The sequence below is a fragment of the Microbulbifer sp. YPW16 genome (genome assembly GCF_021290385.1).
GTDB classification, from domain to species: Bacteria; Pseudomonadota; Gammaproteobacteria; order Pseudomonadales; family Cellvibrionaceae; genus Microbulbifer; species Microbulbifer zhoushanensis.
The window spans coordinates 4,120,309-4,139,911 of record NZ_CP089928.1; the positions used below are offsets into that span (position 1 = coordinate 4,120,309).

Below are 19,603 nucleotides of genomic sequence, written 5' to 3' on the forward strand. Positions count from 1 at the left end.
GCGCCTCGCTTTTATCAGGATTGGATGTTGCCCGGCCCGGACGGCACAGCGGGGGTTATCCGCATCTGTGTCATCTGGTGACTGGCATGGTTCAGGAAAGTGGTGTTGTCACGCCCGGCGGTCAGCGCCGCCCCAAGGACGCCTTCTTGCGGCCGGGATTCGATCCGGTTTGAGACGCACTGGATCGAGAGCAGGCCTGTCGCCAGCAGGTGCAGGAATGCATTGGTGTCGCTGTGCATCGACTTCAGGGTGTTGTCGCTGATCTGCACGTCATAGGGCGAGACGACGGTTACCATTGCGGCGGCGGTATCGTTGCGCGTGAAGCTCTCCGTGCGGATATGATTGTTCTGGAACTGGATCATATCCCGGTCCCGGTAAGCCGAAACCTTCATCATTGCGGAGACGAAGACCTGCAGGAGGTAGTTCGACCCGAATTCCCCGAACTCGATCTGGAAGATGCGGAACAGGGCCATCACCCAGACCAGTGACTCTATCTGTGGGAACCCGGAATTAACCACGGATACCGCGCTCGCCAGCCGGGGCCGGTCCGGGTTGGTCCGCGGGGCGAGGGTGGTCAGGTGATTGTCAGCGATATGGAAGGAGCCGGCCCCGCGCACGTCCAGGCTCATGCCGAAATTGACCGTGACCTGGTTGTTCTGGATACGCAGGGCCTCTGTCCGCGGCAGGGAAAGCAGCTTCGCGATGTCCACGGCCTTTGCGGAGAATTTCCGGTTCTTCACCATCTCCGCCTCTTTTTTTCTGGAGACATGGTGCTCCTTGCCGGCATCGGCGCCGCCGGCATCGGCGACTTTATCGGTCAGGTCGCCAAGTTCGCCGTCCGTGAAATCGCGGATGATGCCGCCGGTGACGGGTGGTCCCCAGACCGGCGCGGCGCCGTCGATAAGGATACCGCCCGACACACCCAGGATATTACGGTTTCCCGAGCGCTCGATGCGGCCGACTGCACTGATCTGGTTGTCGTGAATGTGGCCGGTCTGCACTTCGGAGATGTAGATGCCGGCGGACGGGCTGCGGTGATCGGTGCCGATCCCCTGGATGATGTTTGAGCCGATTTTCGCACCGCGTACGACCTGCAGCGCTATGCCGCCAAAACCGATTTCCTGCAGGTCATCGTCGTCGAGGGTCGTGGCGACAGCCACCCGGGCGCAGTTGCTGATATGGTTTCGCTCGACGGCCAACTGCTCGACGATACACTCGCCGGCGGTGGAGCGGAGTGAGAGATTCCATGACGGGATCGAGATGCCCGAGCCGCCCATGCCGGTAATCTCGTTGTCGATGATATGGACATGGCTTACCGCACCCGCCGGTACGTAGAGTGTCCAGTCGTCATCCTCGTCCTCAGGCTCGGGTATTGTCAGTGTCGGGTCGATGCCAAGGCAGCCCTGCAGGGCGACCTGGGCGATATTGATGGGGTTTTCCACGAAGCTGAAGGTCGCATTCGAGATCACGTCCTGCGCCGCCCCAATGGTCGCGGAAACCGCATCGCTTTGCTCGAGCAGGTAGCTGCCTTCCACATCTGCCTTGCGACTGTTTCGCGTCCAGACAGCCTGCTGATCGACGGCTTTCATCATGCCGTCCCCCAACTCGGCGACCAGGTTCGCCTCGCCGTAATTGACGCCCACCACCTGGATGAGATTCAGGTGGCAGAGTGTAATTCCGTGGCCGAGTCCACCCTGGATGACGTTGCCCGCAATCCGGACGCCCCGGCTCCCCGAGGCGACCTGCAGGCCGCCGAGCGACATCAGTGTCAGGCGGGAGGAGTCGCAGCGGAAACTGTTATCGGAAATATCGAGATCCTCGCCGCCGACGAACGCGAGCGGGCGCAGTTCGGCGTATTGTTCTGCCGGGATGATCTCCGTTTCCTCAGTCGCGAGGAAATTGCAGTTTTGCACCCGGGTTGCGGTGCCGTCGACCAGCGAGATGGCGGAGCCGCGGCCATTCGTATCGATTCGCTCCAGCGTCAGCTGGTGGGTACGTGCGGCCGCCACTGCAAGGCTGTTGCCATCATCAATGGTCAGATCCCTGATCCTGACGCCCGCACAATCCTCGATGGTCAGCACGGGCCCGCCGCCCTGACCCTGTGCCAGGCGGGTCTGGCCCCGGCAGCCCTCGATGGTGATGTTGGCGCGATTCCGGAGTGTGACACCGCCCGTGTGGGTGCCGGGGAGGAGGCAGATACGCCCGCCCTCATGGGGCAGTGCGGCAATGGCGTCCTCGAGCCGGTCGACGTCGCCGAAGCTTGTCACGCCGTTGCCAACCGTCACGGTGCAGCAGCCCTGGAGTTTCCACAGCGGCCGGATTTTGCGACGGCAGTCGTGGAGATGTCCCACCACTTCCCCGCCGTCCAGCTGCCAGTGGATCAGCGCGATCAGGTCGGCGGCGCGACGGGTGTCACCCGGTGGCTGGCCGCCCGGTTCGAGCATCCGCTGCGGGAATACCGTGTCGTTGGCGTTGACGCGTACGCTGAAGGTCCACTGGTCGCCCGGACAGCCCGGCTCGATGAAGTCGAGTCTTACTCCGGTCGTGGCGAGAGGCACATCCACATCGGTGGCCGTGGAGGTCTGCATGGCAACGGCCGGCGGCTCCCAGAAGCGCACGAACAGGAATGTGCCGTCGCCCTGCGCGTCGTACCAGTCGCGCAGGTCGCCGTCCACCGGCGTGGCGAGTTCCAGGGTCTCGTCGCCAGGGGAATAGCCCTCCTGGATGGCGTGGAACCGGCCGAGGGGCGCGGCGGTGACTTCCCCGTTCGGCAGTCGGCTGTCCCAGGCCAGAAGCTCGGCAATCTGGCCCGAGACCGGGAAGCGCGAGCTGTCGTCAAAGGGAGTCACGATCCGCAGGGTGGCGTCGTCGTCGAGCGTCGCCCGGTAGAGCTCGCCGCCGTTACGGTAGGCCCAGACGAAGCGGTCCGGCGCGGTCAGCATCACCTTGATCGTGTGGTTCAGTCGTCCGAAATAGCCCAGGGCCTGCTCGGGCGCGCAGGGGTTGTCGGACTGTTCCACTGTGCCCAGGTGGACCCGCAACCGCCCACGGGGGCGGAAAGCTGGCGAGGGCATCTCGACCTCGGCACAGGCGCCAGCCAGCAGGTCCATGACTTCCGGGCGCGCCTCGGCGCACGTGGACGGGACGCCGGGCAGGATGCGGACCTTGGGCGAGTTGCGGACGCGTGTGGCCGGGTCGCTGCGCATCGCCACCTCGTCCAGCTCGCTGTCCTCTACGACCGTGACTGCCAGTGTCCGGTTGTCGATTACCACCGCATCGAAACGTTCGCCACCTGCCGCTGTTATTTCGTCTGCTTCCGGCCAGCCGAGCGTCATGTTGGGCTCGAGCGGGGCGGACAGGCCATGTGGTTGGGCGATAAATGGATAGCTCTCGGGATTTCTCAGGAGGTCGCCGTCCAGCATGTAGTGACCGGCGGCGAGGTCGAAATCGACCATGCCGCCCGTGTTCCTGAGCCCGTCGGCACGCCAGCCGTTGTCGGCGCTGCCCGCGGGCGCGATCCAGGCCCGGTCCCGGGCCTCGTCTCGCTCGCGATGCGCGTCGAAGGCGGCGTTGAGGTCTGCGTCGGTAATCGCACCGCCGCCCTCCCAATAGACGCCGCCGTAACCCTGGCGGGCGTCGTGTTCCCTGGTGATACGACGTTTCATGTACGCCCCCCCGTTTCCTCGTAAATCTGTGCATTTTGCCCAACGGGCAGAAAGGTACTGACAACCCGTGCCAGGTCGTTCCGGCGCTGGTGCCAGAACCTCGAATTGCCCACGCCGATCTCGGTCCGGTTCTCGCCACCGTGAAGCAGGCCAGAATCGGCAAGGTCCGAAAGCGCCGCGAAATCCGGGTCGCCGAACCGGGTCGAACGCAGCGATGCCGGAGGTATCGTGCGCCTGTACTCGACGCATTCGAAACGGCGGGGCAGGGTGGACGGGTCGATGCCGGCGACCCCCTCGTAGCCGGCTACCGCACTGAAACGCAGGCAGGACTGCTGGCGGTTTGTGATGTAAAGCGGCCCGTTGAACAGGGTGTTGGTGGCGAAGGCCAGGTTCGCGTGGCAGGCGCCAAGGACGGTGGAATTCACCAGGTGCAGCCGGGCGAGCTCGGTTGAGATCGCCGGGCGATCCGGGTCGTTCGACTGCACAATGGAATCCGATATGCGGATTTCACCGGCGTTCAGCAGTGATGGGTCGGTCCGGGTTTCGACGATGGGGCCGGTGATTGACCGCTCGATCCGCAACAGCCGCACCGAGCCCTCGATCTCGAGTGCCACGGCGGGGATGGCCCGGGCGGTGCCGGGGTCGAGTCGTGCCTGTTCGCCGCCCGGGTCGAGCGAGACATGGCGAAGAGTGACCGTTTCGAAGTGCCCGTCGAGGACCAGCCGGGCATGGGCGGGCGGGGCCGGCTCATGCGCCCCGCCCACAGCGGTTTCGACAGGGGCATCGCCGAGCAGGCCCAGCCAGAGCCCGTCGATGACCAGGTGATTGTCCTGTCCGCCGGTCCCGACGATGGTGAAGTCGCGCTCCGGGTCATCGGTGCGTGAGATGACATAGGGGCGTGTGCGATCGGCAGCCTCGAGGCGTAACTCGCCGGTAACGTTGAAGCGTCGGTTGGCCGGCCACTCCCACAGGTAGCGCCGGTTATCGCGGAAGGGCTGCAGCCCGGCGCCGGGCGGTGTGAACGGCACTTCGTCATTGGCATCGTTGAAGGTGGGCCCGAGGTCGATGTCGCTTTCGCGCGGAAAGGTCCCGGCCCCGACACGGTGGACGAGGCCGAGATGGTGGAACAGCGGGTGGAACACTTCCGGCGGCGCGGCGTCATCGTCCGGTGCCTCGGCAAGCTGGACACAGCCACTGGCTACGTCGATGAGCAGGGCGGCGTCTTCTGGCCATTGTGTCCCGGGCATCCAGCGCGAGAGATTGGCGGCCACAATTTCGTAAGGATCGAGCTGCCGGGTGTCGGCGAACGGGCCAATGTCGAGTCGCACATCAGCCTCGAGCTGGCGCGCCTTGGCGCAACCGGGAACCTGGCACTCGCGCAATAGTGACTCGCGGAAGTTTGCGTACAGCGAGGCCGACAACTGGTCGGCGAGGATCCGCTGGAAGGCCTGTCGGGTCCGGAATGCGACACCGATCCACGGTGTCAGGGCAGACGTCAGGCCCGGGGAGGCGATGGTATCGAGGGCATCGCTGCTGATTTCGAATTGCGCGTCGTTGAACCGCGCACAGCGCATTGGAACCGGGAACTCCTCGGGGCCGACGGGCCAACTTCCGGCGCGGTGGTCGAAGGTCGCACTGTGGAAGAGCTGCGTGGCCCGGCCCGAGGGGTCCAGGGTAAGGCGTGTTTCGTCCAGCCAGAATGGTGTTGCCATGTCGACCCGCCAGCTCTCGTTCGCGAACAGGTTGAAGTGGATCGTGGCGTAGTCGTAGGAGGCCGCGCGTCCCTCGCGCGGGCCAAAGTCCGGTAGCCGCGCGAATTCGTCAAACGCGGGAAGCGCGGCGTCGTCCACCCGCGGCCCGGTCAGTTCGGGCAGGCCGCCGACCGGGCCCCCCGAGAGTGGTGCCGAGCGGAGGTAGGCCATGTCCAGCTCGTGGGGCGGTCGCGCCAGCCAGCGCTCGATCTCGCGGACATAACCCTCGGTTCCGACGATATCGGTGATGAGCATGTCCAGCAGGTAGCGGGTGGTTTTCCGTCGCTGGTAGTTCATGAAATTGGCTGCGACGGTCCGGTTCGCCCGGCTGTTCTGCGCCGATAGCGTCTCGGCACCGACCAGGTCGCCCAGGTACTTCACTGCCCAGTCGTCGGCCAGCTCGATCGAGGAGGCGGTCCAGACCCGGTCGATCTCACGCCGCATCTCCGCGAGCCGCTCGGACATGGCACGGACCAGGGTTTCCAGGGTGCCGTTGTCCAGGTCGTTGGTCCAGTAGAGTTCGGGAATCCAGGAGTGAAGCTTGCGGTAGTAGTATTCCTCGAAACCGTCGAGCGCGCGGCCATTGATCGGGTTGCTCATCGCACCACCTCCAGGTCCAGCGTCGCATCGAGGAATTCGTCCGGAGCCTGCGCGATCGTGGAGGTACTTTCGCTGCCATCAAGGCTCAGCCGTTCGACGCGAATGATGCCGTCAATTCCGTTGAGCGGGGCCAGCAAATCGGTGCGGCTCCAGGTGTGGCCGATCCTGGCGCGGCGTGGGGCCAGAAGGCCGGTAAACTCGTGGAAGTAGATGTCTCGTACACGGCGTTCAACATCGGCCGCGCGGGCCCCGGGCGCCAGGCGCAGCGTGAGGGCAATGCTGTGCGGCGCGGGCCGCGCGCTGGCCACGTTCACCAGGCTGCCCTCCGGCGCATGGCCGACGAGGAAATCGCGAAGCTCGCCCGCCAGTGCCGGGTCGAAGCCGCCATCGAAGACCGCGGTCACCTCGACCCCGGCCCGTTTGCGTACAGCATTCCAGTAGGGCCGCGCGCTGGCGGCCAGGGCGCCGAAGTTGCGCGAGAGTACCGCGTAATCCTTGGCCGAGACGCAGCGATCGTTGGCCGAGATCCGTGCGGGCAGGATAAAGCGCAGGTCCTCGGTATCGTCACCCTTCAGGCCGCCGAGAGCCGGGAACGGGTTGAAGACTTTCTGTACCCCCTCGACCTTTCCGGCCAGCGCATTGATGGTGAAGGCATCCGGGTTGTCGCCGGTTGTCCCGTATCGATAGCGTGCAGCCACGTTCTTGTCGCCGGGATTGGCAACGCCGCCGAGGATGACATGGGCCTGTCCATCGGCCTCGACCCGCAGGGTGTAGACCCTGTCGTCGGCAGCGATCCCGAACAGGTGTGGTACGTAGCGCCATGGCACGCTGTCAACGTAAACCTCGATGGCGGGCTCGGGGTCCGAGAGGTCGCTGCGCAGGAATGTCAGTGGCTTCTTTCCGAGCCGGAATGTCTGGTAACGCCGGCCACTGGCGCTGCCGAGGGTTTCAACCACGGTCTTGCCCTGGTCCACCATGGCGAAATTACCGTGGATCCTGAGCGGTGCCTTCAATACGATCGCTGGGTTGGAGATCGAGGCCAGTTCCAGTGCCGCGCGGCGATTGTGCGGGTTGACGTTGAGGCTGGCGGTGATTTTGACGCTGCGGTGCTCCGCATCGACCACGACAAAATCGCCCTGGTGGTCGAGATCGTCGCCCAGGTATTTCTCTTCAACGTCGATATGTCCTGCGAAATCGGCCAGTGCCAGATGTGTCTTTGGCGCGCCGATCAGGTGCCCGCCGCGTCGGGCACCGTGGAATATTACGTGCGCGTGGCCGTTGGTAACGTAGGTGTCCAGCGAAATCCGCGTGACGGGCGATAGCACCGGTGCGGTCTCGCTCTCTATCAACACCCGGTTGATCACATTCACCCCGGTGATGCGGCCGTACCTGAGCGCGCCGCTTTCGCCATCGATGGCAGCGATTTCCTGGTTCACCTGGAAGCCCGGCTGCACACCCTGGAGCTCCAGCTGGTAACTGGAAATACCCCGGCCTTCGCTCTGGTTGACGAAACTCTTTAATTCGATATCGCTGAGGTCCCTGCCCGTGAGGACTGACAGCGAGCGGTCGAGCTGAAGCTCGGCATAGCTTTCGCCGGAGGGGAACTTGTCATTGCCGATCTCCTCGAGGATCGCAGCCTTGCGGATGGTACCGCTCCTGAACAGCACCGGCTCGTCCACGCGAAGGTTGCGGAAGGCACCACCGATGGCGACAAAGTCAGCGTCGAAGGTGGTCTCGCGCGGTGGTATCGCCGTCATCGCGTTCAGCGCGGGGTCGATGGGCGCATCGCCTGTCGTCTCGAAGGCGAGGGCGGGATGCCTGTCGTTGCCCTCGGACGTTACACCCCGTCCGCCGGTCAGGACGAGGGGCGCGCGGGCATCTGAGATCACAGCGATGCGCGCCATCGCCGCAAGGTTCGGCCTTGGCTGGTAACCGGTCAGGGCCGCCAGCTGGCGAAGTGAATCCTCCTGTGTCGCGGTTGCGAGGTGCTGTTCCAGCGTCCAGAGATGGTTGTAGAACGACAGGTTGTCGAGCAGTGTCGCCAGCCATTCGAGGACCATCCGGCCAATGTCATCCTCGAGGCTGGTTTGCCAGTGCGCGAAGTTGGCGCGGGTCGAGAGTGCCTGGAATACCTCGATACGGTGGTCGGCGAAAAGTTTCGGCAGCGGTCGTCCGTCGGCATCGAGAAGCGCCGGGAAGCGGGGTGGGCAGAGGCAGTGGAGGCCGTCGGTCGCAACGCTCATGGGGCGGTCTCCTGTGGCAGTTGGCTGTCAAAGATCTCGAGGCGGCCCAGGTCAGGGCGCATCGGGTCGTGCTTGAGGACGGGAATCTGGTCCGGTGCACTTTCGAGGAAACTCTCCGTGAAGTCCCTGAAGTCTCCCTCGCCGCGCCAGCGGTAGCGGATGCGGAGGATACGGGTCACGCCCTTCTGCCCCGCGATCCGGGTTTCGAGGGCGGCGCGGTGGAGGCGACTGCCAAAAGTGAGGTTGGCCGGGTGGAACAGTGCTTCAGGATCGTCGGCGGCAAGGGTTGCAACGATGGCTTCGACAACGTGGCCCCAGGGCACACGCGGATCGTGGCAGAGAACTATTTGCAGATCGAGCGGACGGAGTGCGGTGTTGGCGAGGTATGCCGGCCGCCCGACAAGGCGGATCTCTTCCAGGAAGCGGGTGACCTCGGCCCTGATGTCGTCGTCGAGGGCAATGCTGTCTTTCGGGTCCGTGGCCAGGAAGGTGCCGGTCCAGGTGCCGAGCCAGTACGATCGGGCGGCAACCGCGTCGATGTCATCCCGGGCCGAGACCAGCGCCTCGTAATCGCTGTCGCGGACGGCCCGCAGTTGCATTGCCTTCGTCGCATGCGGCACGGTCAGCCTGGCGAGGGCCAGTGGCTCGGGCGGCTGGGCGTTGTCGAAAGCCAGCGGGTTCGAGGCCGACAGGATCGCAGCTGGCATCGGCAGGCTGTCCGGTGCCTCGTTGGCAGGATCGGCGAGTAGCCGCATGCGGTCGGGCGGCAGGTTGGCATGTGCTGCCCATGCTGTCCGGTAACGCAGCCGGAAGAAGGCGCCGTCTGCCGGTGCCAGGCCGAAGCCGTTTGCGCCGAAGCGCAGGCACCAGCCCGGGTCGCCAATATAATCCCGATGCTCACGGCGCTGCCCGTTGTCGAGCCAGGTGAAGACAGGTCCCCAATGGCCGGCTTCCACGGTCGCTGCCTCGTCAGCCGGGCCCTCCGCCAGCAGGTCGGCGACCACCCGCCAGTGCTCCTGCAACGCGCCCTCGGCATTGGTCCGCGCCAGTGCGACATCGGGACTGTAGCGGCGGTCCCATGGCATGTCGCCCGCGGCAGGGCGCCATGACAGCCCATCGGTCACGGTCCGCACCATCGGGAAACGGTAGACCACCGGACGTCTTGCCCCGCTCCCGGACAGCGGACCTTCGCGTTCAATTGCGGTGGGGAGCGCCTGATCGTTGTCACCGATACTAAAGCGCTCTTCGTGCGTCAGGCCGGACACGACCGGCACGATATTGGCGCTGACGAATGCCCGTTCCAGTTTCAGGTCAAAGGGCAGTGCATCCTCGGCGCGCCAGTGCAGTCGTGTGACATCCATACCGACCAGTGCATCCTCGACCAGCCCGGGGTCCTCGTCGAGCGTCACAATGATCCGGTGGAGAGGCTCGGACTGGTCGACCGGCCGGGTTTCTATCAGGATCCTGGTACCGGGGCCGACCTGTGGGTGGACCAGGTCGGTGCCCGTTACGGTCAGCTCGCGCGCGCCCCTGGCGATCCAGGGGCAGGTCTCGTCCGGGATGTGGACCGGGATATCGGTCCAGCGGGCACTGGTCGGATAGCCGGTGCCGGCAAGGATGTCGTCGAAGCTGGCCCCGACCTCGAAAGGAATCACCATATCGCTGTCGCCAAATCCGGCGAGGGCGGTTCCCGCGATAACGGTTTCGTCGAAAGGGGGAAGACCGGTTGGCCTGGAGGTTCCCTCGTAATGGCGCAGCACCACATAACCCTGTGCCGGAAGCTCGGGGCGCAGGCTGTAACCGAGGATACGCGTGATCTGCTGGAAGGAGCGTCGCTCTGTAAGGTGCTCGAACTGGGTTTGCAATCGGTAGCCGTCCTGCAGGAAAGCCATTTCGTCGCCGATCGCGGCGATCAGGTCGCCCAGCATTCGCGCCTGGTCGGGCACGATGTTCATCTGCCACTGGGGATAGCGTTCCCGTGAGAATGCCGCGAAGGTGTCGAGGTAGCTCTGGAAGTCGCGGGCGAGGTAATCCACCGGATAGTCGGAGCCGGGACGGTCGCCGGGTACGCCGTGGCAGGCGCAATCGAACACGGTGGGACAGGCCTGCTTGAACGAAAAGTCCGCGGCCGAGCTGAAAGGATCCAGGCGCGCCCCGGTAAGGTCAGCCAGGCGCAGGCGCTGCATCTCGAAACTGGCGCCCGAGTCGAAGGTTACCGCCAGCACGTTGCGCGTCCTGCCCTGGGCATCCGTATGCGCCTCGAAATTCTGGGCCTCGACGATTCGTGGTTCCCTGGAGCTGGTGCCCAGGCATTCGATATCCAGTTCGTTCGCCGCGAAACCGAGATCGGGCTCTAGCGGGTCGATCACGAAGTAGATATAGATTTTCGCGTGATTGACTCCGTCGACGGCAATGAAGTCGATGCCCGTCTGGTCGAACGAGGGCTCCTGCTCAGCGAGGAGTATATGGCGTCCGAGCCCACTCATTGCGCCATGGTCCGCTTCAGGACATCCGTCGTTCCCGTGGCGAGGATGACGTAGCTGACCTCGATCTCGAAACGGGTGGGTTCAGGCTGGCGGATCTCGATCCCCTCGACACGGACAACCTTGTCCAGCCAGCGCGCCATCGCGCGACGGATCTGCGCCTTGACGAGATCGGCAACCTCCTCGTTGATCGATGCGAACAGCAGTTGTGGGATGGGGGTGCCCATTTCGGGCCGGTTGATACGCTCACCCGGCGCCGTCATCAGCGTCTGCAGCACCAGGTCCTGAACGTAGCGCTCATAGTCGAGAGTCTTGGTAAACCGACCGCGGTCCTCGTCCAGGGCCAGCGGGTAGGCCAGCGCGTGGATCGGGTCAGAAGGTGATGAGAACATGCTGGTTTCCTGGCAGGATCTGAAGTGGACCGGAGGAAGCGGGCACGGGGGTGTAACCGACCCCCACCGACTGCGTATTGACAAGAGGTATGCCACTGGCGGTGACGCGGCTTCCGGCGACGGTCCAGGTACCGGTAACAGTCAGTGCGGGCGAGGTGCCGGGAAAAGCCGGCACGTCGGCCTGTACCGAAAGCGGCATATTCGTCGAGGTTGCGCGCAGGTTTACCGGTACGAAGGCTGCTGCACGTCCCTGCGCGGAATCGACAACGTGTGCGGCTACGGTTAGGGTGGGGTTGCTCATGGTGGCCTCCTTACACGACTTTCAGCGCGGCGTTCTTGACGTCGAAGGCAGCGGCGTCGAGGACAACCTTGTTGCCCTGGGCCTCCTGGGTGACGACGTTTGCTTTCAGCGTGATCTCGCCACCTTTTATCGTGATCGAGCCGCCATTCTTCTTGATTTCGATCTTGATCTCATCCGCGGAGTCGTCGACCTCGATACGGAGTGACCCGGTCTCGAAATGCACCCGGGCAGGGTCATAATCCTGCGCATCGAGTTCACCTTCCTGCCACAGGAACCCGCAATACACGAGGCGGTCAATCCTGCCACCGAGGAACTCCACCCATACCCTGGTTCCCTCCGGTGGCAGCGCAAAAAATCCGATGCCGTCCCCTGCGTAGGGCACGCAAGGGTCAGCCCAGACACCTTTTGAGTCTGTGATGTTGTCTACCCTGATACGCAGGCGGCCGCGACATTTCGGATCATCCCTGTCGATGATTTCGCCGAGGTACTTGCCGTAGAGACGGCCGGTGCTTGGCCGGTAGAGTTCGTCGATTGTGGGACCGCGGTTCGGAATGTCGCTCATACCATTTCTCCAGTTGCACCGGGCACCCCGGTCTCGTCGGCTGCACCGTATTCCCTGCCGTCGCTCTCCAGGACGGCATCCATCCAGTGTCCATCGATGCGGATCACGTGCGTCGCGTCGCTGATACGAAAGAGCCTGTTCGCCACGGCCTCCGGTACTCCCTCCAGCGTCGCCAGTTCGTTGGGGATGCAGAGCTTCTTGAGCATCGCCAGGGTTGTCGAGAGTTTTACCTTGCGGTCAAAGGCGCGCTCTTGCTCGAGTGCCTCATTGACCTGCTCGCCGTCCCCCCCCGGCTGGACAGCCCGGGGCACGAAATGAATGCCGGGGGTGTCGTCGTCGGGAGGCGGTTCCAGTGGGTTTGTCGGTGGTGAGGGAACACCGGGTGTGGTCTGGCTGCCTGATTGTTCGGGCATGGTCTGGACGTTGCTGCCTTCAGACATTACTTCGAAGCTGGTCACATTGGGGCAGGAGGCGCGATTGACATTCACCTTGAAACTGATTGGCCCGGTATCCTCCCCTCCGAGAACCGGCAGCGCCTGGGCGGCAGCGGCAACACCGCCGGTTGATGGCGCACCGCCCTCTTCAAAATAGGGGGAGCGGGCCCAGTGGATCTTTGGTGTCACAGTCACGCTGGGCTCGCTGTCGTCAAGCGGGTTGAGGTCACCCAGCCCGGGTGTCGCCTCGGGCACGCGGGCGTAGCTGACCCAGAAGTTGTGACCGAAGGCAATGGCCTGCGTCCGCAGGAAATCGAGGTTGTTGCTGTTCTGCCCAAGTGGGTTTTCTTCCTCGTCGAGCTCGTTGTTCTCCGGCGCGTCGACGTGGTGCTCGGCGAAGTCCTGCTCGATCAGGTGTTTCATGACCGCGTCAACCTGGCCGGACCAGGCGCCGGTATAGCTCCGTGCCGCCATGATTGTGCGGATGTCCTGGCCGCGATAGAGAATGGTCGAGCCGACGCCACCCTGGGTCTGATGCTCCTCCACTTCGCTGACCTTGCCCTGGAACAGCACGTGCCACTCGCCCCGGTCCCGCGGCCGGACAAGAACCGCGACCTTGCGACCCGGGGCGAGCAGCCGGTGGCGCACGCCCTGCCGGTCGGGCAGGTCGTGCATGAGGATACTGAAGCTCGTCGGGTCATTGAGTTTGTGCTCGGAGCGGATCTCCAGCACACACTGGCGCTGTTCCCGGGTCCACGGGGTTCCCCCGCTGCCGCTGACGATCTGGATAGTCGAAAGCATCTCAATCCTCGTCCGTCGGGATGCGGATCCGCGCCTGGGCGAGAACAGCATCAGGCAGCAGGCGCCCGTTATGCGCTGTGATCTCCCAGAACGCTTCGGCGCGCTTGAGATAGAACCAGGCGAGATGATCCAGCCGTTGGGGGTCCTTCGTGATATGCGTGCCGCGGTTCCGTCTCGCCGGGATAACGGCAGGCTTGACCGCCAGCACCTCGCGCCCGCGCGGGTCAGTGGTCTTGAAGGGCTGTGAGTGCTTTGTATAACGGCTATCGGGGGAGAACTTGGCCATCGTTTCCTCATTCAGATTGGCGCGATGAGTCGCCAGAGTGGCGACAGGTCGGCGAGGTTGGCGACCGCCAGCAAATCACTTTGCGCGCGGGTGTATTCATAGGCGGCGATTGCGATTTCGGCGGCATCGCTGTTGCTGCAGCGGAAGTAGTCGGGCGTCAGCACTTTCAGCTCCATTGCCACCGTCGCCCGGATCGGGTAGTAGAGCGCATCGTGTTGATGCTCGGTAACTGTGAAACTCTCGATCTGGACCGGCAGGATTATCCGTGCACCCAGCCAGAGAATGACCGGAGCCACCTCGGGCGGGGTGTAATCCGATGAGCCGGTGTTTGTGAGGTCGGCCACCGACTGCAAAAGATCCCCGACCAGGCCCTTGGTAGGCTCTATCATCTTGCGCAGCGCCGCCAGGCGCGCTTCAACGCTGAACGAGTTCGGTGGGACCAGTGAGCCCTTCGCGGCATAGGGATCGATCTTGATCTCGAAGCCGGTGAACTTCTGCGGTACCTCAATCGGCTGCACCGGTGCGCCGGGGCTGGGGGCGCCTTCCTCCGCCTCGGCCTTCCAGGGAGTGAAGTTACGGGTCAAGGTCTCGGGGTTGATGTCGAACTGCACAACGTTGGGAATGTTGCCGGCAATCCCGGCGATGCCGGATTTCGGGTTGAGCTGGATCAGTGCGCCCTTGACGGACTTTACCGGGGGGGCAGTCAGGGTCATGACGGGACCTCCGAGATCTCCGGGTTGCCGTAGGAGAGCACACGGCCCAGTTCACGCTTTCCGGGCAGGCGGCCGTTCTGCCGCGCCTCGGCCAGCGTCGCGCGCCGCAGCGCATTAATGGTCAGCACGTCCTTTCCACTGGCGGCTCCCTGTGCGTAAGCGTTTAGCACGACGGCCTTGATGCGCGCGCCGGAGAAACTGAATGCGGGACCCAGGACCTCTGAAAATGCCAGAACGTCCTCTGCCGGTTCGAAAGGTGACAGGGCGAGGCGCCACAGTTTTGTGCGCTCGGACTCGCCCGGCGGCTGGAAGTCGAGCGTATGGCGGATACGGCGCAGCATGGCCTCATCGATTTCCTGGGGCCGGTTGGTGGCGAAGATCACCGTACCCTCGTAGGCGTTCTCGATCAGCTGCAGGAAGTAGGCGGTGTTCTGGTTGTCGGCCCGCGCGATCTCGTTGCGAGTGTCCGTCCGCTTCGAGACGACAGCATCAAACTCGTCGATAAACAGAATCGCGCCGGACTGGCTCGCGGCCCGGAACATTTTGCGCAGGTTCTTGTTTGTCTCGCCGCGCCATTTACTGACAAGGCTCGCCACGTCCACGCGGAAGAGCGGCCTGCCCGCTGCGCCAGCCAGAACCCGGGCGCTCAGCGTCTTGCCAGTGCCGGGGGGGCCCTGCAGCAGGATCGAGAGCGCCCGTTCCTGAACATAGACCCGGGCGACCTCGGGCCTGTTCATCAATTCGTGCTGGGTCTGTATCTGGGCCACCAGGTCCTCGAGCTGTTCCCGCATGGGCGGATCCAGGACAAGATCGTCGAAGCCCACGTCGGTCGACAGTTCGATTGCCCAGGCGTGGAGGGCGCGCGTACTTCGTCTTACGGCGCGACGTGCGAAGAGGTCGATATCGGACGACGGCGCAGTCTCAATCAAGCGGGCATCCACGCCGCGAATGGCGGCCACACGACGAAGCTTGTTCTCAGGTGCATCGGGAAAGCGCTCGCGCAGCCGCGCGCGCAGGGCATCACGGCGGGGGGCGGGAATCTCGAAGCTGAGGTACCGGTGCGTCCTGGAAGTTCGGGCTGGCTGGCTTTCTACATTCGGAATGAACTGGAGCCGCGCGGAGGGCGAGATGCCCGGCTCGAGGAGCTGGGGTTCGGGGGCCTGCCAGCAGAGCGCCGCGTTCTGGACAGTGATGAAACGGTGGATACGCAGAACCTGGTCGGGAGTGAACGGTTCCTCCTGTGCCTGCACGACCCACAGGCTGGTGTTCAACATGGATGCCACTCCTGCGGCAACCCGGGTGAAGTCAGTCTCGGGGCTGCCTGTCAGTTCGCAAACGATACAGTGCGCCTTGCTGCCCTCGACCCGGATGGCCTGTGCCATGTTTTGCAGGACCTTTTCATCAGCAGCCTGTCCCTCCTCGACGCGCGTCAGTAATTGCTGGAGTGCCTGTTCCAGGCCCGGCCTGCCGGCCAGCCATTCGATCACTGCGAGGTCGATGTCAAAAGCCATCGGGGCCCCGGGTCCCATATCGCGGGCACGGACGAGCTGCCAGAGATTCAGGGCGCTGTCCGAGGTGTAGATTGGTATCCGGCCCAGCCCGAAGGCCTCCCTGACGAGCGCTTCATGGATATAGGGGAATGCGGACCTTTCGCGAATGGCTGCCTCGAGAGTGGGGTCGATATGTTGTGCAATAAGGCAGGTCAGCAGGTCACACTCGGGTTGTGTCAGGCCCAGCATCTGGACAAGCTTTGCAAAGCGCGAATTTTCCGGGTCGCTGAGCCGGGCGCGCAGCATCGCCACCTGCTCGCCGTCGTGGCGACCGGTCAGCTTTTTTTCAGTGAGTTCGACGATGGCATCAATGTCGATGGCATAGAGTTCGGCGAAGCTGCGCATCTAGGTACCCCCCACCCAGAACGGCTGGCTGACGGCGTTGCGGATCCAGAGCTGGACATAGGCCAGGGCATTCTCGTCAGCGTCGTCGGACAGCACATAGTCGATTCGCCTTGGTCCGGCAATGGCGGCGTCTCCCGCCTGGAGGCCGGCCGCAGAATCGCGCACGTGATAGACCGCACCACCGATGGCCAGCCGCAGGAGACTGGCATGGTTATCCGCGGGCGCCATCGTCTCCAGGTCGAAGTTACCATCGAGGTCGAGCCGGAAGCGCCGACCGGAGACGAGGTCGGCCTGCGCGATGTGGGGATTCAGTGTGAAAGGCAGGCGGTTGGACGGGATCTCGAAGGGCACCGGTTCGCCGCCCTGCATCATGGTCTCGCTGGTCAGGACACGAATCTGCGCATCGCCTGGCTCAAGTGAGAGTGGTTGCATCACGCCGGCGACCGGACGGGCGACCACTGCACCGGTGGTTACCAGAACTTCACCGCGCTCGTCATCGATTGCCCAGCCGTTCGCGGCGTTAGCCTCGAAGTCGACGCGGAAGGTTTCCATGGTATCGCCCACGGGCACTGTGAGTTCGATATCCACGAACTGGTCAATGGAAGTGCCGCGGAGCACGAGAACGCGGTCTTCCGGTCCTGCGCCCGGGAACAGCTCGGCCGGTGTGCGGTTGAATTGTCGCTGTGAAGTTCCGCCCGCTCCGGGAATGGTTGCGGTGATTGTGCTCGAGATACGCTGCAGGCGCGGCCCCATGTTGGGCAGCGTCGCGTCACCGACAGTCAGGATCGGCCCGGAAAGTTCCTGCGGCATCTCCGGCTGTAGCCGTACGTTCTTGACCCTGAAATATAGGCTCGGTCGAACCGCACCGCCGTCATAGGCGGGCCAGACATTGAGCGCCTCGCTGCCGGTTTTGACGACGACTTCGATCTCGAAGTGGTTGCCCGCCCCGACGAGGGCGTCGTCGAAGACCGGGACCGTCCCGATCGAGACGTCCTCGTCCAGTTCAGAATGGTCCAGCAGTGTCGCCAGGGCATGACCCAGGAGATCCTGCTCGGACAGGTGCGGAAGCACTCCGGTCGCCTGGTAGACAGTGAGGTGGTAATGAAGTGTCACTGGCTTGGAGAAGAACACCGGGCGGGACGGACTGGCAGCAGGTTCCTCCGCGGCGTCGGGCTTTCCCTCGGGATGCAAGTGATACAGGAAGATGTTGACCAGGTTGGTTGTGGGCGACACGTCCAGCGGTGAAACCGAACTTGTATTGACGGTAAGTACGCCCCCCATACGCCGCTCGATATTGGCCGCGAGCAGGGTCTCCAGGGTTGATGTGACCTGGGAAAGCTGGGTGACTGCCATCTAGCGCTCTTCCTTCTTCCAGGCCGCGGCGAATCGAATCGGGCCGATTCTCGAGGCCTCGGCTGCAGTTCGGGGTGCAGGCCTGGCTGGCTGTTCGGCGCGGCTCTCGTTCGTGTGGTGATGGTGGATCTCGGTAACGACTTCCCGTGTCACCTCGCGCACGGGTTCGATGTCGGTGGGAATCGGGTTGTCACGCACCTCGGGCTCGAAATCGCTGGGAGATACAAGGGGCTGCTGGGGTTCGAACTCGCCGTGCAGCCGGGCAAGGGCCCGGGCCAGCTCTGTCTCGATCGCAGCCAGTGCAGGACCGGGATCCTGCTCCACAGGCTCGGTGGGTTCGGGTGCCGGATGCCCTTCCGCTGGTGCACGAGATTCAGTCTCTTCCGGCTCCGGCTCGAAAACCATGTTGTTGTCGACATTTTCGAAGTGTTCGTGGATATGCGTGGTTGAGTGGTCGACATGCTCTCGAACATAAATATCGGGGTCCGTACCCTGTATCGGCTCCTCGATGCCGGAGTCGGGTGCCGGGGAAATATCGACAGGTCGCTCTATGACCCGAGTTTCGTGTGCGACAATTTGCTCGTTCGGTTCGAGCGGTTGGGCCTGTGTTGGCTGTGCGGGGGACTCCCGCTCGGGCGGGGATCGGTGAACGGTCTCCCGAAAATCATCGGGTTCGGGAAGCTCGGGATGGGCGAGCGGCAGGTTCACGTCGTCGGGTCCGGTAGCAGCCCCGACATCCGAAAATGGCAGGTCTGGAGTGGCAGCTTCGGTGATCGGGTCCGTCCATGGAGCATCCGTGCCTGTTATAGGCTCAGCAGGGCGATAACTTTCCAGTATGTCTTCGAAGTAACCTGACATTGCTCTATCGCCCTCAGCGGCTACTACGTGCGCGACCGCGCTGCACTTGGATAGTGTCGACCAGCGCAACTCGTGTCTGGCGTGGCAGGTCGAGGATGTCCGCGGCGGACCAGTGATAGCAGGAAGCCAGCACATGAATGTCGGCCAGGAGCCTGTGCAACCAGGTGCGAAGTCGTGAGGCAAGGTGGTTTCGCAGGACGAAGCGCTTACGCACGATTTCCCCGCAGCGCGGGCAGGGGGACTCGATGTCGTCCGCCAGGATCGGGCAGGCCCTGGCAACTTCCGCCTCGAACTCAGTTATTTTCTCCGGGTGAAGGTCTGTGTCACCTTGCCAGAGCCGGCGAGCCAGGACGCGCTGGTCCCGTTTTACTGATTTCAGGATCGACTGCGTGGGGAGCACATACGGTGCGCCGTCAAAGGTTCTCTCCCTGTCCGGTTTCACCGCGTCGCGGATACTGGACAGCCAGGTGCCGAGATAGAACGCCACGGAGAATTTCTTGCTGCAATCCGGACAGTCCACGTTCTGGTCGATGGTGGTGCCAAATGTACCTGCATAGACATGTGCCAGCATCAACTCGTAGTCGACCAGCGGAAGCTCTGGCAGGTCATCCGGTAACAAACGGTCATCGCCCTGGACAAGCGCTTTCGGCATCAGCTGGTCAGGATTCGCGCCCAGCCGAAACAGCGCCTGCTCGTCCAGAGGGCGGCAAAGGTAGCTTCGTCGTTTCCCGACACCATAAATGACCTTCCCCCCTATCATCTGCGCCACATAGCCTCCCGTGATCAGGGTTCCAGGTATTTCGTCAGGCTGTATTCATATTGCAGCGAGAAGGTCAGGAATGTGTTTGCCTCGGCGTTGGAGTCCAGCGCGTCCCAGGCGATCGAAGTCGGCAGGCAGGAAAACAGCTCATGCTGGATGCGTGGGCGCATCTGGCTGTCCTTGACGTGGATCATCAGGTTTTTCTTCATCCCATCAACCGAGATTGCACCGGCGCTAACGGGGCTGTGTACCTGTTCGAACCAGTTGAGCAACGCGACGTCGAGCACCTGTGCCTGCTTGATCTCACAGGCCTCATAGGTCACCGCACCAGGGCTGTAGACCGAGTAAAGCTGGGTGCCGTCCTTGGAGGGGTTCGCCGCTACACTCGACTTGATGGCACCGATGGCGGTGACAGCGGCAACTGACTGCCCTTCGAGAAACAGCTCGAAATAGGCGTTGGTCAGCGGGGTCGGACGAACCGTGACAGGCGTAATGGGCATGGTCGC

15 protein-coding genes are annotated in these 19,603 nt (G+C 63.5%); all 15 read right to left on the reverse strand.

The features are described 5' to 3' along the window. Positions 1-14: 14 nt before the first annotated feature. Genes LVE68_RS17865 through LVE68_RS17935 form a run of 15 tightly spaced genes read right to left on the reverse strand, consistent with a single transcriptional unit; the run spans position 15 to position 19,597 of the window. Positions 15-3,665, reverse strand: a complete 3,651-nt coding sequence (locus tag LVE68_RS17865; RefSeq protein WP_232941835.1) for a right-handed parallel beta-helix repeat-containing protein — start codon at positions 3,663-3,665, stop codon at positions 15-17. Further along, entirely contained in the window at positions 3,662-6,016 is a 2,355-nt protein-coding gene (locus LVE68_RS17870; protein ID WP_232941837.1) for a hypothetical protein, read from the reverse strand. Before LVE68_RS17870 ends, LVE68_RS17865 begins: the two co-directional genes overlap by 4 nt. Continuing rightward, a complete protein-coding gene (locus tag LVE68_RS17875) occupies positions 6,013-8,259 on the reverse strand; it encodes a hypothetical protein (RefSeq protein ID WP_232941839.1) in 2,247 nt (748 codons plus the stop codon). The genes LVE68_RS17870 and LVE68_RS17875 overlap by 4 nt, the downstream gene beginning before the upstream one ends. Next, complete coding sequence (locus LVE68_RS17880; protein WP_232941841.1) at positions 8,256-10,745, reverse strand: hypothetical protein; 2,490 nt, start codon at positions 10,743-10,745, stop codon at positions 8,256-8,258. Before LVE68_RS17880 ends, LVE68_RS17875 begins: the two co-directional genes overlap by 4 nt. Continuing rightward, positions 10,742-11,134, reverse strand: a complete 393-nt coding sequence (locus LVE68_RS17885) for a GPW/gp25 family protein (protein WP_232941843.1) — start codon at positions 11,132-11,134, stop codon at positions 10,742-10,744. Before LVE68_RS17885 ends, LVE68_RS17880 begins: the two co-directional genes overlap by 4 nt. Continuing rightward, on the reverse strand, positions 11,115-11,435 hold the full coding sequence (locus tag LVE68_RS17890) for a hypothetical protein (protein WP_232941845.1): 321 nt from the start codon (positions 11,433-11,435) through the stop codon (positions 11,115-11,117). The genes LVE68_RS17885 and LVE68_RS17890 overlap by 20 nt, the downstream gene beginning before the upstream one ends. A 10-nt stretch (positions 11,436-11,445) precedes the next feature. Continuing rightward, complete coding sequence (locus LVE68_RS17895) at positions 11,446-11,997, reverse strand: phage baseplate assembly protein V (RefSeq protein ID WP_232941847.1); 552 nt, start codon at positions 11,995-11,997, stop codon at positions 11,446-11,448. Then, positions 11,994-13,232: a hypothetical protein gene (locus LVE68_RS17900; protein ID WP_232941849.1), complete on the reverse strand. Its 1,239-nt coding sequence runs from the start codon at positions 13,230-13,232 to the stop codon at positions 11,994-11,996. The genes LVE68_RS17895 and LVE68_RS17900 overlap by 4 nt, the downstream gene beginning before the upstream one ends. Position 13,233: 1 nt before the next feature. Then, a complete protein-coding gene (locus LVE68_RS17905) occupies positions 13,234-13,518 on the reverse strand; it encodes a hypothetical protein (protein ID WP_232941851.1) in 285 nt (94 codons plus the stop codon). A gap of 11 nt (positions 13,519-13,529) precedes the next feature. Then, positions 13,530-14,231 carry a hypothetical protein gene (locus LVE68_RS17910; protein ID WP_232941853.1) on the reverse strand — a complete coding sequence of 234 codons (702 nt, stop codon included), beginning with the start codon at positions 14,229-14,231 and terminating at the stop codon, positions 13,530-13,532. Then, the gene (locus tag LVE68_RS17915; RefSeq protein ID WP_232941855.1) at positions 14,228-16,126 is read right to left on the reverse strand and encodes an ATP-binding protein; all 1,899 of its coding nucleotides are present in this window, start codon (positions 16,124-16,126) and stop codon (positions 14,228-14,230) included. Before LVE68_RS17915 ends, LVE68_RS17910 begins: the two co-directional genes overlap by 4 nt. Continuing rightward, the gene (locus LVE68_RS17920) at positions 16,127-17,479 is read right to left on the reverse strand and encodes a Pvc16 family protein (RefSeq protein WP_232941856.1); all 1,353 of its coding nucleotides are present in this window, start codon (positions 17,477-17,479) and stop codon (positions 16,127-16,129) included. It lies immediately after the preceding gene. Next, positions 17,480-18,337 carry a hypothetical protein gene (locus LVE68_RS17925; protein ID WP_232941858.1) on the reverse strand — a complete coding sequence of 286 codons (858 nt, stop codon included), beginning with the start codon at positions 18,335-18,337 and terminating at the stop codon, positions 17,480-17,482. Between the two features lie 13 nt (positions 18,338-18,350). Beyond that, positions 18,351-19,106, reverse strand: coding sequence for a hypothetical protein (locus LVE68_RS17930; RefSeq protein WP_232941860.1), 756 nt, complete (start codon positions 19,104-19,106; stop codon positions 18,351-18,353). A 14-nt stretch (positions 19,107-19,120) separates the two neighbouring features. Next, on the reverse strand, positions 19,121-19,597 hold the full coding sequence (locus tag LVE68_RS17935; protein WP_232941862.1) for a phage tail protein: 477 nt from the start codon (positions 19,595-19,597) through the stop codon (positions 19,121-19,123). Between the last annotated feature and the right edge of the window lie 6 nt (positions 19,598-19,603).